Origin of the sequence: Brachybacterium massiliense (assembly GCF_900184245.1) — a bacterium.
In the GTDB taxonomy this organism is placed as follows: Bacteria; Actinomycetota; Actinomycetes; order Actinomycetales; family Dermabacteraceae; genus Brachybacterium; species Brachybacterium massiliense.
Map to the genome: position 1 here is coordinate 78,455 of NZ_FXXB01000005.1, position 14,773 is coordinate 93,227.

The window sequence follows — 14,773 nt, forward strand, 5'->3', positions numbered from 1 at the left end:
CGACGAGGCTGACGTTGCCCGTCGGTCTCAGTCCGGCAGATCGACCGTCCAGGGGTGCCTCGGCAACGTGGCCGGGTCCCAGCGGTCGAGCAGGTCGCGTGCGCTGCGAGCGCCGACGACCCCTAACGAACGCCCGATCCGCTCGACGACCTCCTCCGCCGTCTCCCCGCGGTCACGTCGATCCCGCAGCGTGACCGCGCCGTCGCGCTTGGCCAGGCGCGTGCCGTGCGCGTTCACCGCGAGCGGCACGTGCGCGTAGCCCGGCTCGGGCAGGCCCAGCAGCTGCGCGAGGTGCGCCTGCCGCGGTGCGGAGCTGAGCAGATCATCGGCCCGCACCACCTGGTCCACACCAGCGGCCGCGTCATCGACCACCACGGCCAGGTTGTAGGCGACCACGCCGTCGCCGCGCTGCAGCACCAGATCATCGACGGCCCCGGTCACCTCGCCGGCCCACAGGTCCTGCACCTGCCAGGACGTCACATCGGACCGCAGCCGCAGGGCAGGCTCCCGGCGCAGCTCCCGCATGCGAGCCCGGCCCTGCTCACGCTTCGCGGCGCTCAGGTCACGGCAGGTGCCGGGATAGGCGCCGGGTGGGGCGTGCGGGGCGCTGGGCGCCTCGAGGATCTCGCGCCGCGTGCAGTAGCACTCGAACACCCGGTCCTGCGCCTCGAGCTTCGTGATCGCCTGCTGGTGGGCGGGGCCGCGCCCGCTCTGGCGCACCACCTCGCCGTCCCAGTCCAGGCCGACGGCGGCGAGGTCCTCGAGCTGGCGCTGCTCGGAGCCCTCCTTCACCCGGTCCAGATCCTCGACGCGCAGGTGGAATGCGCGGCCGGTGCGTCGGGCGAGCACCCAGGCGAGGATCGCGGTGCGCAGGTTCCCCAGGTGCAGGTCGCCGCTGGGAGAGGGGGCGTAACGGCCTGCGCCGGGCGTGGTGGGAGCGGTGGACATGCTCGCCAGTCTAGGAATCGGAGGGAGCGGGACGCACCAGCAGCACATCGCCCGCTCGCCCGCCTGGAACGCTCCGTCGGGAGGGAGCGGGGCGGAAGCCGAGGCGGGCGGCGAGGGTGCGGGAGGACAGGTTGCGGGCGGCCGTCACCGCGATCACCTCGCGGCGCGGCGCCCCGCAGCGCGGGTCGGCGAGCACGGCCCGCATCGCCTCATAGGCGACGCCCCGGCCGGTGACCTCGGGCCGCAGCCGCCAGTACGCGCTCAGCGGCGCACCCTCCTCGGCGGGCAGCGCGGTGAGGCCGACCACCCCCAGCAGGCCCGCCGGCAGCGGAGTCTCCAGAGCGAGATCCTCGCGGGCCCGCACCGTGAAGTACCCCTGCCCGTGCTCCACCCAGGCCCGGCACCACTGCACCAGCACGTGCCGCATCTGGGCGCGCTGACGCAGCGGCGGGGTGGAGTCCCGTTCGAAGGCCCGGGGATCGGAGTGCAGCGCGAACAGCGCGTCGAGGTCGTCGCCGCGCACCGGGGTCAGCACCAGACGGGCGGTGCGGATCCGCGGCAGGGTCCTGCGCGGCGGCACGACGTCAGCGCGGCGGTCACCGTCCGGGGACGGGACCGCCGCGCTGTACGGCACGGGCTCCTCCGTGCGGCGCCGAGGGCGCTGGGTCAGGAGTCGTTGCGGTGGGTGCCGCGCTTCTCGTCGTCGGCCGAGGCCTCCGGATCGGAATCGACCTTGACCTCCTTGGGCTCCACGTCGGAGGCGCGGTCCTCGCCCTTCAGGGCGGAGGCCACGTCACCGGCGTCGGCCGAACCGACGGTGTCTGAGACGGTCGAGGAGTCGGACTCGTTCGCAGCAGACGCGGGGTAGTGCGCACGGGCGAAGTCGGCGGGCGGAGCCCACGGATCCTCGACCGGACGGGTCTTCTGCCAGACCACGTAGCCGGCGGCGGCACCCGCTGCGGCCAGGCCCAGGATCAGCAGCACCTTGCCGGCGCGGCCCTTCTTGGGCTGCGGGGTGGGCTCGAGGACGGCCGAGCGGATGTCGCCCTGGCCCTTGTCGAGCTCCTTGCGGGCGGCGTCCACGGCCGCCTTCAGGACGGTGCCGGTGGTCTCGGCGGTCTTGCGGGCGCGCGGGAGGTAGTCGTCCTGCACGTCGTGGCGGAGCTTGTCCGCGCGGGGGCCGAGGTTCTGGGTGAGCTTGTCGGACTGCTCGCGAAGCTTCGCCTGGGCCTCGGGGGCGTACTGGTCGTAGAGCTCAGTGGCCTTGGTGCGGGCTTCGCGTGCACCCTCGGACACCACAGGACCCACCTGCGCGGCGAGCTTCTGCAGCTCCTCGACGGCCTTCTCGGCCTTCTGCGCGGTCGAGCCGGCGGCGTCGGTGACCTTCTCCGCCTGCTTCGCGGCCTTCTTGGCCTTCCGCTTGGTGGACAGCGCCATGGGGTTCCCCTCTCGGTCGAATCCGTCGGGTCGGGCCGACGGTGGTCCCTGGGCCGACGCAGCCGTGGCTGCGCGGACCCGTGTGTCTCAACTCTAACGCGATCGGGCCCACCCGCTCACAGGCGATGTGAAGAAGGTGGGCACGGACTGGCCCGTCCGTTCGGTCAGGTCGCCGTATGCGAGGATGACGCCATGTTCGCAACTCTTCACACCAACCACGGGGACATCCGTCTCGAGCTGTTCCCCCACCACGCCCCCAAGACCGTCGAGAACTTCGTGGGCCTCGCCGAGGGCTCCAAGGAGTTCTCGGACCCGGAGACCGGCGAGAAGGTCACCCGTCCGTTCTACGACGGCGTCATCTTCCACCGCATCATCGCGGGCTTCATGCTGCAGGGCGGTGACCCGCTGGGCACCGGCACCGGCGGCCCCGGCTACACCTTCGACGACGAGATCTCGGAGAAGAACTTCAACGAGCCCTACGTGCTGGCGATGGCCAATGCGGGCAAGCGCCGCAACGCGCTGACCGGCCGCCCCTCGGGCACCAACGGCTCGCAGTTCTTCATCACCGTGGGCCCCACCCCGCACCTGCAGGGCAAGCACACCGTGTTCGGTCAGGTCGCCGACGAGGACTCCAAGAAGGTCGTCGACGCGATCGAGCAGGTCAAGACCGATATGCGCGACCGTCCCCTCGAGGACGTCGTCATCAACTCGGTGACCATCGAGAAGTGATCCCACACGGGCCGTCGCCGCGCTGAGTGGCCGGTCCGACGCGACGAGCAGCCCGTCCCCGGTTCCCGGGGGCGGGCTGCTTCGCTGTGCGTCGACGCAGTGCGGGGCGCGGCGGGGCCCCGGCGTCCCCGGTCAGGGGAAGGTCAGCGTCGCAGTGACCGGGTCCTCGACCTGCTCGAAGTCCTCGTCCAGCACCTGGCCGAAGCGGGGCATGACCTTCACCGTCGCCGTGTCCAGATCGGCGGGGATGGTGAAGGTCGCGATCGGCTGGCTGTGAGCGCTCCGGAACATCGTCCTCTGGTCCTGAGCGGGGCGCAGCTCAGTGCCGTCGGGCAGCACCAGCACGACCTCGGTGAGCTCCTTGACGTTGGAGGAGAAATCACGGTCCCAGGTCAGCGGGATCACCAGGTGGATCTCGTCCTCGCTCGCCCAGCCCAGGCTGCCTCCGTAATCGAGACCGGCGCTCACGTACGGGGAGAGGTAGGCCTCCTCGACCGTGCCGTGGAGGGTCATGAAGTCCTGACCGAGACCGTCGGGGACCTTCGTATCGAGCGTCGTCGCCTCGGAGATCTCCACCTCGAGGCCGCGGTCGTACATCCGCGGGGCTGGGGTGGTGAGGATCGTGCCGTCGACCAGGGACAGCTCCTGCACGCCGTTCCCCATCTCGGCGCGCAGCGCGACGGTGCCGGCATCGGGTGTGGCATCGACGATCGCGAGCACGGTGCCGCTGCGCTCGGCGTCCCCGTCGCTGGTGGAGTCCAGGCGGATGCTCTGGTTCCCCGCGTAGGTGATGTGCAGCTCGGTGTAGGTGGGGTCCACCGCGGGGGCCCACTCAGGATCGGTCGATTCCCACGCCGTGAGCAGGAACTTCTTCATCTCCCCGGGCAGGATCACGGTGGCGAGCTGCTCTTCGTCGACGTCCGGGTCCGGGCTGTCCACCTCGGGGACCTCCTCGCCGGTCAGGGCGGTGAACTGCTCGGCGGTGAGGCTGTCGAGCAGGGTCGTGGCGATCACGGTGGCCTGGGCGTAGGGGTGGATCATGGTCTCGGAGTCCTCGACACGGGACATGAGTCGTCCCGCGGCGGTCTCGTCCTCCACCTCGAGCACGTCGAAGTCGGCGGTGGCGACGGTGTCGGCCGGAGGCGCGGACTCCTCCTGCGGCGCCTCCTCGGCCTCGGCCGCGTCGTCTGCGCCGTCAGCCGCGCTGCCGTCCTCCTCGCCGCCGGGGAGCATCCCGCACCCGGCCAGCAGCAGTGCCGGGCCAGCGACCAGCACGCCGCGACGCGCGATCTCGGAGGTGGTCGAGGAACGGTGGGCGGGGCGTCGGGACGTCATGGGGTGCTTTCTGCGAGGAGGGGATTGCCTGGCCACGCTAGCTATTCGGCGGGGATCGGAGAAAGCGGCCGGGAAGAGTGCCGGGGAGATCACACCCCGCACCGCGCCACGTGCGCAGAAGGGGCATCGCCTGCTCGGGTCGGGCACAGCTGTGCGTGGTGGAATGGACTCCATGGATCGACCCAGCTACGGCTACAGCGCCGAGAACTCCCCGGAGCCGCAGGCACAGCCCGTCTGCCCCCGCCACACGGACCGGGTGAGCTATGTGCGCTGCAAGCGCTGTGAGCGTCCGGCGTGCCCCGACTGCCAGCGCCCCACCCCGGTGGGCGTGCTGTGCGCGGACTGCGAGCGCGAGGTGATGCGTCAGCAGGCCTCCACCCGCCCCCGCAACGCGATGGGCGGCCGCATGGGGCAGAGCACCCCGTACGTGACCTATGCGCTGATCGCGCTGAGCGTCGTGACGTACGTGGGCCAGATGCTGGTGCCCCAGATCGTCGAGCAGCTGGGACTGTTCGTCCCGATCCGCGCGGTGATGATGCCGTGGACCTTCTTCAGCGCCGGCTTCCTGCACGGCAGCCTCGTGCACCTCGCGCTGAACATGATCGCGCTGTGGCTGGTGGGTCAGCATCTCGAGCGCGTGCTCGGTCACATCCGCTACGCCGCGCTGTTCCTGGTCTCCGTGCTCGGCGGTCACACGGCCATCTACCTCCTGGCCGATCCGTTCGGCATGGCATGGGTCTCCGGCACGCTCGGCGCCAGCGGCGGTGTGTTCGGCCTGTTCGCCGCGATGCTCATCGTGACCCGCCAGCTGGGCGGGCAGACCGCCAGCATCCTGGTGCTCATCGGCCTGAATCTCGTCATCACCTTCACCGTCCCCGGCATCTCCTGGCAGGGGCACCTGGGCGGCCTGGTGCTGGGAGGGATCGTCACCGCGGCGATGTTCGCGCTGCGGCCCAAGGCCTCGCCCGGTGCGGACCGTCAGGCTCTCGCGCGGCGCTCCGCGCTCGTGCACACGGGAGTCTTCGTCGGTGCGACGGTGCTGTGCGTGGTGCTGATCGTCGTCAAGACGATGATGGTGCTGGCCCTCTGAGGGCCCTCCTCGCGCCCGCGCGGGCCTGGCTCGCGCGGGCCTGGCTCGCGCGGTCCCGCATCGCGAGGGCCTGAGTCGCACGGACTCGAAGCCCGCAGACCTGAGTCGCCGCGCCGCCCCCTACACCTCGTCCCTATACCTCCCCGCGCGCCCGTTCGCGGACGTCCCGGCGAACTACATGCGTGTGGTTTTCCCCAGCTGTGGACGAAAATGGGGATAACTCGTGGCGTCGATGGGGATTGCAGGCACTTGCTGTGGATAACCACAGATCTGTTGTGGACGGACGGTGGGGAGAACTTGGCGGCCCCGAGGAGGAGACGCCGCTGCTGTCGGTCATCCCACAGTCCCGCAGTCTGCGGCGATGCCGCGCGAGCTCGCGCGTGAGACTCGCACTCCACCCGGCAGCATCGATCTGACCTGCAGAAATAGCGTCGTCGTCGTGAGAGGACGTCTCAGGCGGCGGAGGGAGGGGCGTCAGGGCGCCATGGCACCGCCCCGGGCGCGACACGCCCGACGTCCTCGCGGGACCTGCGGAACTACACGAATGTCATTCGTCCACGCCTGTGGACAACGATGTGGATAACTGGTCCTGTGGTGTGGAGAACCGGTCCGAGAATGGGGATGACAGCCTCGACGCACCGGTTGTGCACAGCGACCGAGCCGCCAGGAGCGCAGGCCTGTCCACGCCTCCCTCTCAGGGTGGACAGCAGTGCTCCTCAGTGCTCCGCGCCGCCTGCGAGCGGGGCATCCGCCTGGGTGCGCAGGGCGACCTCGACCAGCCGCACCAGGGCTCGGGCGGCACTGCGGGCGTCGACCACATCGGCTGACGGCACGTGGACGAACCCGCCCCGGATCCCACCGAGCGCCGCATCCGTGGCCAGCCGATGCTGCAGCTGGAAGAACACGTCGTTGCACACGTAGGTCCCTGCGGTCTGGGAGACCGAGCCCGGCGTCCCGTCGGTCGCGAGCGCGGCGACCATCGCCTTGATCGGCAGAGTGGAGAAGTAGCCGACCGGCGCGCCGGGCACCACGGGCTCGTCGATCGGGCTCGCGCCGGCGTTGTCGGGGATGCGCGCGTCGCGCACGTTGATCGCGACCCGCTCGGGGGTGATGGCGGTGCGCCCTGCGGCGAGGCCCGTCGCGATCACCACGCGCGGGCGATGTGCGCTCAGCGCCTCCAGCAGCAGCGCACCCGCGCGGCCGAACTCGACCGGGAGCTCGACCTCCACCACATCCAGGCCCTGCTCGCGCAGCATGGGCGAGGCGAGCACGACGGCGTCCCACGACTCGTTACGCGCCGCTCCGGCGAAGGGGGAGAAGCCGGTCAGCAGCACGTCGATCGTCATGGTCCCAGCGTAAGTGGGGAGCTGCGGGTGCTGGCCGACGCAGGCGCAGGCGCAGGCGCTCGCGCGCGCGGCGGGCTCAGTCGGGGAGCGGGCTCAGGCGGGCACCGAGATCAGTCGGGGAGCGAGATCACCAGAGGACGGCGATCGCCATGTTGATCAGGGCGAGGCCGCCGACGGCGTGGGCGAGGCCCTTGGAGACCTCCTCGCCGCGGGCGATCTTGCGGCGACCGATCACCGCGGCCACCACGATGCCGATCACGATCAGCAGCTTGATGCCGATCTTCATGTGGTTCACGGTGCCGTCGCCCATCTCGAGCAGACCGACCAGCAGCAGCCCGGTGACCAGCTGGATCCAGGCGCCGTAGTGCTGCCAGACACCGACCGTAGGGGTGCGGAAGGTGGCCAGCCAGCCGCCGACCAGAGCGGCGGTGCCGAAGATGTGGGCGAGCAGGATGACGGTGTGCAGGACGCTCATGAGGCGGAGCCTACAAGATTCTGACAGGGTGTCGTCTGGGAGCCGGCTGTGTCTCGGCTGGTCATGGCGAAGTGCGTGGCACGCGTCTCCTCCGCGGTGGAGGTGGCCGGTCGTCCGGCGCCCTCGGCACCCGAGTGCCGCGGTCTATCCTGTGGCGATGACCGAACGCCCGGACCTCGCGCTCCTGCACCCGCCCTTCGGTCTCGTCCTGCGCGCCGGGGACCTGACCCTGCGCACGCTGAGGGATGCGGACCTGCCCGAGTACGCCGAGCTCCTGCGTCGGCCGATCTTCGAGGACCCGCAGTCCCCGGCGGTGTTCCACTGGTATCGCGCCGAGCCCGAGGAAAGGGTGCGCAATGCGCTGAGCTTCCAGTGGCAGCTGCGCAGCGCGGTCGGCCCCGAGAAGTGGACGCTCCCCTTCGGGATCTGGGCGCAGGGCCGGCTGATCGGCTGCCAGGACGTCTCCGCGGAGCGATTCGCCGAGCGCCGCACCGTCAGCTCCGGCTCCTGGCTCACCCTCGAGGCGCACGGCAGGGGCTACGGCACCCTGATGCGCCAGGCGATGCTGGTGCTCGCCTTCGACCACCTCGGCGCCGAGCGCGCGGAATCCTCCGCGGTGCTCGGGAACGACGCCTCGTTCGGGGTCTCCCGTGCCTGCGGCTACGTCGAGAACGGCACCCAGATCTCCGCTCTGCCCGGCCGCGTCGAGCCCGAGCAGCGCTTCCTGGTCACGCCCGAGTCGTTCCGACGGCCGAGCGTGGGTGTCGAGGTCGAGGGGCTCACGCCGCAGCTGCGCGCCATGCTCGGCGCCTGAGCGGTCCCCGTCAGGGCCGCGGCCTCAGCAGAACGCCGTGGTCGTGGTGGTGCGCACCGACTTCTTCGTCGCCTTCTTGTGGGTGCCGCCCTTGTAGGCGCAGGACTCCAGCAGCTTGCCCTTGTTCGAGTACAGCCGGGCGGTGTCGCCGGTGTTGTTCCAGATGTAGCTCGACTTGCCCCAGTACAGCGTGCTCGAGCTGCTCTTGCCCTTGCCGGAGCGGAGGGTGAGAGTCTTGCCGGGTTTGAGCTTCGTCCCCTTGGGGAAGGTGAACTTCTGCGGACCGTTGTCGCGGATCGTGTATCCGGTCAGCGTCAACGTCTTCTTCCCCGTGTTCTTCACCTGGATGTACTCCTTGGTGTAGTCGGAGTTCTTCGAGTGGTCCTTGCCGGGCGGATCGTAGTAGACCTTCACGATGTCCAGCGGCTTCTTCACTGCGGCGTCCGCAGCGGGCGGAGCGATCGCCAGGAGAGAGGCCACCAGGACGGCGGCGAGCAGGGCGACCAGGAACCGGGCGCGCGGGGCGAGGGCGAGGGACATGGTGATCCTGAGGGTGTGAGAGGGATCCGCGGGTGGCCGGCCGCAGGAGCGGCAGCGCTCCTCTGGCTCCTCAGGATCGAGGTGGGTGGTTCTGAGAGGAATGTAGCGCGGGATCCGCTCCGGCAGAAGGGACTTCCGGCCCCGGCTGCGACGGCTCGCTCACACCGCCCGCGCCGCCCACCGCTGACCGCATGCGGCCCTCAGCTCACATCGAGTCCTGCCACGCCTGGTACAGCGCGGCGAAACGCCCCCCGGCGGCGACCAGCTCGGTGGGGGAGCCGTCCTCGACCACCTCGCCGCCGTGCACCACCAGCACCCGATCCGCGATCATCACCGTGGTCAGACGGTGCGCGATGATCAGCGAGGTGCGCTGGCCGAGCAGCTTCGTCAGGCCCTCCTGGACCATCCGCTCGGAGGGGATGTCCAGGGAGCTGGTGGCCTCGTCGAGGATCAGCACCCGCGGATCGGCGAGGAAGGCGCGCGCGAAGGAGATCAGCTGGCGCTGCCCTGCGCTGACCCTCCCGCCGCGCTTGCTCACGTCGGTGTCGTAGCCGTAGGGGAGCTTCTCGATGAACTCATCCGCACCGATCGCGCGGGCCGCCGCTTCGATCTCCTCCCGGCTCGCACCGGGCTTGCCGAGCGCGATGTTGTCCGCGACGGTGCCGGAGAAAAGGTACGCCTCCTGGGTGACCATCACGATGTTGCGGGTCAGATCGGTCATCGAGATGTCCCGCAGGTCCACGCCGTCGAGCGTCACCGCTCCCTCGGTCGCGTCGTAGAAGCGGGCGATGAGCTTCGCGACCGTGGACTTCCCGGCGCCCGTCTGCCCCACCAGGGCGACGGTCTGACCGGCGGGGATGTGCAGATCCAGTGGTTTGAGGACGAGCGGACCGTCCTCGGTGTACCGGAAGGACACGTTCTCGAAGTCAACCTGCCCATCGGAGCTGGGCAGCGGGGTGGGGGTGCGGGACTCCTTGACGTGCGGCTGGACCGCGAGGAGGTTCGCGATCTTCTCGAGCGCCGCCACCGCGGACTGGAAGGCGTTGTAGAAGTTCGCGATCTCATCGACGGGTTGGAAGAAGCGCCGCGAGTAGAGCACGAGCGCGACCAGCACGCCCACCTGCAGGTTCCCCTCGAGCACGCGGAAGCCGCCCACCACCAGCACGGCGGCGATGGTGATGTTGGCGAGCACGCGCAGCGCCGGCTGGTAGATGCCGAAGACGTTGATCGAGCGCATCGAGGCGTCGCGGTAGTCCTGGGCGAGGGTGTCGAACTCCGCCTGGTTGCGCTCCTCCTTGCGGAACGCCTTGACGGCGCGGATCCCGGCCATCGCCTCGACGAAGTGGACGATCAGCCGTGCGGAGTGGGTGCGGATCGCGCGGTACTCGATGCGAGAGCGCTTCTGGAACCACACGGTGAGCATCACACAGGGGATCAGCATCAGCAGCATGACCAGGCCTGTCACCGGGTCCATGGTCACGATCAGCACGATCGTGAACACCATCGACAGCGAGGCGCCGACCATCACGTTCACGCCCGAGTCCAGCAGCTCGCGCAGCGCCTCCATGTCGGAGGTCTGGCGGGAGACGATCCGGCCCGAGGTGTAGGACTCGTGGAACTCGAGGTCCTGCTTCTGGGTGAAGCGGAAGACCTTCCGGCGCAGCGCCAGCAGCATCCGCTGCCCCACCACCACCGACTGGCGCACGTACCCGTAGGTGAGCACGCCGCCGATGATCGCGGCGCCGACGGCGAGGCCCGCGGCCTGGTAGGCCGGGACGGGATCGCCGGCCATCAGCGAGGGCAGTCCGTGGTCGATGCCCCAGGCGATGATCGCGGGGCCGGCCACCACGGCGAGCTGCGCGATGACGACCATGATCGCCATCAGCACGAACTGGCCCTTGACCGGGGAGATCAGCTCTCCGAGCAGCGCGAAGGAGCGCTTGCGGGAGGCCTTGTTCTCGGCGGCGGTGAAGGTCTGGTGCTCCGGATCGTTCTGATCCGGCTGCTGGTTCGTGGCGGGAGCGGTGCTCATCGGCCCTCCTCCTGGATCGCACGAAGCTCGAGCTCACCGGTGAGGGTCTCGATGTCCTGGTCGCGGCGTCTCTCCTCGGCCTGGTGGGCGATCACCCACCGGTACCGGGCGGAGCTCTCCATGAGCTCCGCGTGGGTGCCGACGGCGACGACGCGGCCGCCCTCGAGCAGGGCGACGCGGTCCGCGAGGGCGACGGTCGAGGTGCGGTGGGCGACGATCAGCGTGGTGGTGCCCTCGAGCACCTCGCGCAGACGCCCCGTGACGGTCTCCTCGGTCTTGGTGTCCAGCGCCGAGAGCGGATCATCCAGCAGCAGCACCGCGGGCTTCGCGGCGATCGAACGGGCCAGGGCCAGGCGCTGGCGCTGGCCGCCGGAGAGGCTCATGCCCTCCTCGCCGATGCGGGTGTCCACTCCCTCGGGCAGCTCGAGGGCGAAGCTCGCATCGGCGGTGCGCAGCGCGAGGTGCAGCAGCTCCTCGGCCTCCGCGTCGCTGAGCGAGGGGTCCGCACCCAGCAACACGTTGTCGCGCACCGAGTCGGAGAACAGGGTCGCGTCCTCGAAGGCGACCGCGGTGAGGGAGCGCAGGTCCAGCAGGCTCATCTCGCGGATGTCCACGCCGTCGATGGTGATGGCGCCGGAGGTGACGTCGTACAGACGCGGCACCAGCTGCAGCAGGGTGGACTTGCCGCTGCCGGTCACGCCCACCAGGGCCATGGTCTCGCCGGGGCGGATCTCGAGGTTCACCCCGTCGATGACGTCCAGGACGTGGTCCGGCGCATCCTGGTAGCGGAAGTGGACGCCCTCGAAGCGCACGGCGCCCTTCGCGGCCGCGCGGTCGATCGGGGCGGCGTCCTCGAGGGAGGTGATCTCGTTGGCGGTGTCCATCACCTCGTAGTGGCGGTCAAGGGCGGTGGTGGCGTTGACGGCCTGGCCCAGCAGCATCCCGAGCATGCGCACCGGCCCCACCACCAGGGTGGCGGTCGCGAAGTAGGAGGCGAGCTGGCCGGTGGTGATCTGGCCCGAGGCGGTCAGGTGCAGGCCCACCAGCAGCGCCACGCCGAGCGCGAGCTCGGGCAGCATGAACATGAACATGTCGAAACGCGCGATCGCTGTGGCCTTGCGCACCTCGGTGCGGCGCAGCTCCTCGGCCTGCTCGGTGAACCCCTCGAGGGCCGACGGGCCGCGGCCGAAGGCCTTGAGCACGCGGATGCCCTGCACGGACTGCTCGATGGTGGTGGCCAGATCGCCGTTCTGGTCCTGGGAGAGGCGCGAGAGCACGGAGAAGCTGCGGTTGAAGCGGTAGGCGATGATCGTCACCGGCACGGCGGCCAGGAAGAAGATCAGCGCCAGGGCCGCGGAGGAGCGGATCAGCAGCACCATGCCCACCGAGATGGTGACCACGTTGGTGACCGCCATGATCATGCCGAAGGCGATCCAGCGGCGGATCTGGTTGATGTCGCTCATCATGCGCGAGAGCAGCTGGCCGGAGCCCCACCCGTCGTGGAAGGAGACGGGGAGGTTCTGGACCTTCTCGTAGAAGTTCACCCGGATCTGCTTCTCGACGGTGGTCGAGGGCGCGACCGCGAAGGTGCGGCGCAGCCAGATCAGGGAGGCCTCGACGATGCCGAGGGCGAGCACGATCGCGCCCCCGGTCCAGATGGTGGCGGCGGTGGCGTCGGTGCCGAGGCGGTTGACGATGAACTCGAGGACCTGCGGGATCATCAGCGCGACGATCGAGGCCGTCATGGCGCTCAGCAGGCCGAGGTAGAGACGGAAGCGAATCGGACGGACCGTCTGCCAGAGACGGCGCATGGTGCCGAGCATGGGGAGAGTGAACCTCGGGGGGACTGGGAGGCTCCGACGATCGGAGTCAGAGGTTTAGCCTAGTCAACTATCCGGACGATCGAAAGTGGATAAGCGCATTCCGGGCCGGTTGAGTGAACGTGCCCGGCACGCGGTTCCGCGGCGACAGGGGTGCCGCCCAGGCGTGGGCGTGGCCCGCCGCGCGAGCGTCAGCCTTCGCCGTCGGCGGGGGACCAGTCGCTGTAGGCGGCGTCGGAGAGCACAGCGGCGGCACCGGCCGCCGCGGCGGTGACCGTGAGCACCGCGGGCCAGGCACCGATCTTCTTCGCGAGCGGGTGGGAGAGCCCGAAGCCCACCACGTAGGTCGCGCCGAGCACGGCGGTGGTGGCGGGGCCTCGGCGCGCGAGCCAGGTGCGGCCCGCGTAGAGCCCGGCCGCGGCGAGCACCACGCCGCCGAGCGGGCGGATCCCCGTCTCGCGGGCGGTCAGCCAGCCGCCGACCAGGCCGAGGGCCACGACGGGGGCGGTGTTCACAGACGCTGCAGGCTTGATCGCGGTACTCATGGTCCAGAGCCTACGACGTGCTCGCCGGGGGCGGATGGTCGGTGGGCCCGGTCCGCGAGCCCGGTCCGCGAGCCCGGTCCGCGAGCACGGTCCGCGCGCACGGCCCCGCGCGGGCGCTCTCGCGGGAACATGTGCGGCGGGGTCAGTGGTCGACTCTGCCGCTCACCGCAGCACGGCGATGCCGTGCGCGGGCACCAGGCCCGCCTCGGAAGGGCCGACGCCGTCGAGCATGTCCGCGCCGCTGACCGCCTCGAGCACCTCGCCCGGCGCCGGGCGAGCCTCGTCCCCGAGGTTCAGGACCAGGGTGAGCGGCGCGGGCGCTGCGTCGTCGCCCCCGTCGGCGCCGTCGCCCCCGTCGGCGCCGTCGGCCCCGTCGGCCCCACCGCCGCCCGCCCGCGGGGTGAGCACGATCTGCGCCCAGGTGTTCTCGAGCGAGTCCTCGTCCACCCGCACCGAGGCGGTCGCGAGCCACCGCTCGCGCCTGCGCAGCGAGAACAGCCGCTGGTGCACCTCGAGGATGCGGCCGGCGGCCTCGGGCTTCAGCAGCTCGAGAGGATGCGGGCCGCCCGGAGCGCTCTGGCCTGCAGAGGCCGCGGCGACCACCTCGTCGGGGCTGTCGGGGAACCAGGGCCGGATCGCATCGTCCCCGCCCGCACGCTCCTCCTTGAGCGCCGCGGCACCGAACTCATCCCCGGCGTAGATCGCGGGGATGCCGGGCAGCAGGGCCAGCAGCGCGTAGGCCGCTGCGAGATCCCGCCCGTCGGGCAGCTGGGTGGCGATGCGCGTGGTGTCGTGATTGCCGAGGAAGGTGAGCGGATGCGCCCCGCCCGCGGCGTCGAGGAACTCCTGGTGCCGGCCCAGCGCGTGGGCGAGCTCGAAGAGGTTGTGGTCGTGCAGGCTCGACCAGATCGCCTTCCACAGCTCGTACTGGGTGATCGAATCCGCCCCGGAGCCCTCGGCGATACCGGGATAGTCGCCGTGGATGACCTCCCCGAGGATCCACGCCTCCGGATGCGCGGCGCGCACCCTCTGCAGGATCGGCGCCCAGGCGTCGGTGCCCGCGGCGTACATCGCATCCAGCCGCCACCCGTCGGCCCCGCGCTCGAGCCAGCGCCCCATGATCTCCACGATCCGGTCCTGCACCACCAAGTCGGTCAGATCCAGCTCGATCAGGTCCGCGTTGCCCTCGAAACCGTACGGACTGCCCTCCGACCAACGGATCCGGGCGCCGTCCTGACTGTCAGGACCGGCGGCGATCGCGGCGCGCGCCACCGGGTGACGGTCCGAGACGTGGTTGAACACCCCGTCCAGCACCACCCGGATGCCCCGCGCGTGGCAGGCGGCGATGAGGGCGTCGACGTCCCGATCATCGCCGAGCCGTGGGTCGAGGCGGCGATGCTCGAGGGTGTCATAGCCGTGGGAGACGGAGTCGAAGATCGGGTTCAGCAGCAGCACGTTCGCACCCAGGCCCAGCAGATGGTCGAGCCAGCCGTGCAGGCGTCCCAGGCGGTGCACCACATTCTCCCCGGCGGCCCCGCCGTAGCCCTGACCGGTCAGGTCCTCGCGCCGCTGCGGCGCCCCGCAGAAGCCCAGCGGATAGACCTGCCAGCAGATCGCATCGCGGATCCAGGACGGCGTCGTCACGGTGTTCATCCCGCCATC

The 14,773-nt window shown here is 70.6% G+C and carries 14 protein-coding genes; 3 read left to right on the forward strand and 11 right to left on the reverse strand.

Annotated elements, in window-relative coordinates; genetic code table 11:
• Positions 1-27: 27 nt before the first annotated feature.
• The 3 genes from gluQRS to BN4251_RS03335 are packed head-to-tail and all read right to left on the reverse strand — an operon-like array spanning position 28 to position 2,385.
• Entirely contained in the window at positions 28-948 is a 921-nt protein-coding gene (gluQRS, locus tag BN4251_RS03325) for a tRNA glutamyl-Q(34) synthetase GluQRS (RefSeq protein ID WP_087483733.1), read from the reverse strand.
• Between the two features lie 10 nt (positions 949-958).
• Positions 959-1,582: a GNAT family N-acetyltransferase gene (locus BN4251_RS03330; protein ID WP_087483734.1), complete on the reverse strand. Its 624-nt coding sequence runs from the start codon at positions 1,580-1,582 to the stop codon at positions 959-961.
• Between the two features lie 32 nt (positions 1,583-1,614).
• On the reverse strand, positions 1,615-2,385 hold the full coding sequence (locus tag BN4251_RS03335; RefSeq protein WP_087483735.1) for a hypothetical protein: 771 nt from the start codon (positions 2,383-2,385) through the stop codon (positions 1,615-1,617).
• 192 nt (positions 2,386-2,577) lie between these two features.
• Here BN4251_RS03335 and BN4251_RS03340 point away from each other — a divergent pair, with 192 nt between their 5' ends.
• Positions 2,578-3,114: a peptidylprolyl isomerase gene (locus BN4251_RS03340; RefSeq protein WP_087483736.1), complete on the forward strand. Its 537-nt coding sequence runs from the start codon at positions 2,578-2,580 to the stop codon at positions 3,112-3,114.
• Between the two features lie 132 nt (positions 3,115-3,246).
• Here BN4251_RS03340 and BN4251_RS03345 read toward each other — a convergent pair whose 3' ends face one another.
• The gene (locus BN4251_RS03345; protein ID WP_087483737.1) at positions 3,247-4,449 is read right to left on the reverse strand and encodes a hypothetical protein; all 1,203 of its coding nucleotides are present in this window, start codon (positions 4,447-4,449) and stop codon (positions 3,247-3,249) included.
• A 172-nt stretch (positions 4,450-4,621) separates the two neighbouring features.
• On the opposite strand from BN4251_RS03345, the gene BN4251_RS03350 reads away from it, so the two are divergent.
• A complete protein-coding gene (locus BN4251_RS03350; RefSeq protein WP_087483902.1) occupies positions 4,622-5,539 on the forward strand; it encodes a rhomboid family intramembrane serine protease in 918 nt (305 codons plus the stop codon).
• A 716-nt stretch (positions 5,540-6,255) separates the two neighbouring features.
• On the opposite strand, the gene BN4251_RS03355 is transcribed toward BN4251_RS03350, so the two are convergent.
• A complete protein-coding gene (locus tag BN4251_RS03355; RefSeq protein WP_087483738.1) occupies positions 6,256-6,885 on the reverse strand; it encodes a pyroglutamyl-peptidase I in 630 nt (209 codons plus the stop codon).
• A gap of 127 nt (positions 6,886-7,012) precedes the next feature.
• Entirely contained in the window at positions 7,013-7,360 is a 348-nt protein-coding gene (locus tag BN4251_RS03360) for a hypothetical protein (RefSeq protein ID WP_087483739.1), read from the reverse strand.
• 157 nt (positions 7,361-7,517) lie between these two features.
• Here BN4251_RS03360 and BN4251_RS03365 point away from each other — a divergent pair, with 157 nt between their 5' ends.
• The gene (locus tag BN4251_RS03365; RefSeq protein ID WP_087483903.1) at positions 7,518-8,174 is read left to right on the forward strand and encodes a GNAT family N-acetyltransferase; all 657 of its coding nucleotides are present in this window, start codon (positions 7,518-7,520) and stop codon (positions 8,172-8,174) included.
• 24 nt (positions 8,175-8,198) lie between these two features.
• Here the strand turns inward: BN4251_RS03365 and BN4251_RS03370 are convergent, their stop codons facing one another.
• The 5 genes from BN4251_RS03370 to BN4251_RS03390 form a co-directional block, all read right to left on the reverse strand.
• Positions 8,199-8,714, reverse strand: coding sequence for a lamin tail domain-containing protein (locus tag BN4251_RS03370; RefSeq protein ID WP_087483740.1), 516 nt, complete (start codon positions 8,712-8,714; stop codon positions 8,199-8,201).
• A 205-nt stretch (positions 8,715-8,919) separates the two neighbouring features.
• On the reverse strand, positions 8,920-10,746 hold the full coding sequence (locus BN4251_RS03375) for an ABC transporter ATP-binding protein (RefSeq protein ID WP_087483741.1): 1,827 nt from the start codon (positions 10,744-10,746) through the stop codon (positions 8,920-8,922).
• A complete protein-coding gene (locus BN4251_RS03380) occupies positions 10,743-12,569 on the reverse strand; it encodes an ABC transporter ATP-binding protein (protein ID WP_087483742.1) in 1,827 nt (608 codons plus the stop codon). The genes BN4251_RS03375 and BN4251_RS03380 overlap by 4 nt, the downstream gene beginning before the upstream one ends.
• 188 nt (positions 12,570-12,757) lie before the next feature.
• Entirely contained in the window at positions 12,758-13,111 is a 354-nt protein-coding gene (locus tag BN4251_RS03385; RefSeq protein WP_087483743.1) for a hypothetical protein, read from the reverse strand.
• Positions 13,112-13,273: 162 nt separating this feature from the next.
• Complete coding sequence (locus tag BN4251_RS03390) at positions 13,274-14,764, reverse strand: alpha-amylase family glycosyl hydrolase (protein WP_087483744.1); 1,491 nt, start codon at positions 14,762-14,764, stop codon at positions 13,274-13,276.
• Positions 14,765-14,773 lie beyond the last annotated feature (9 nt).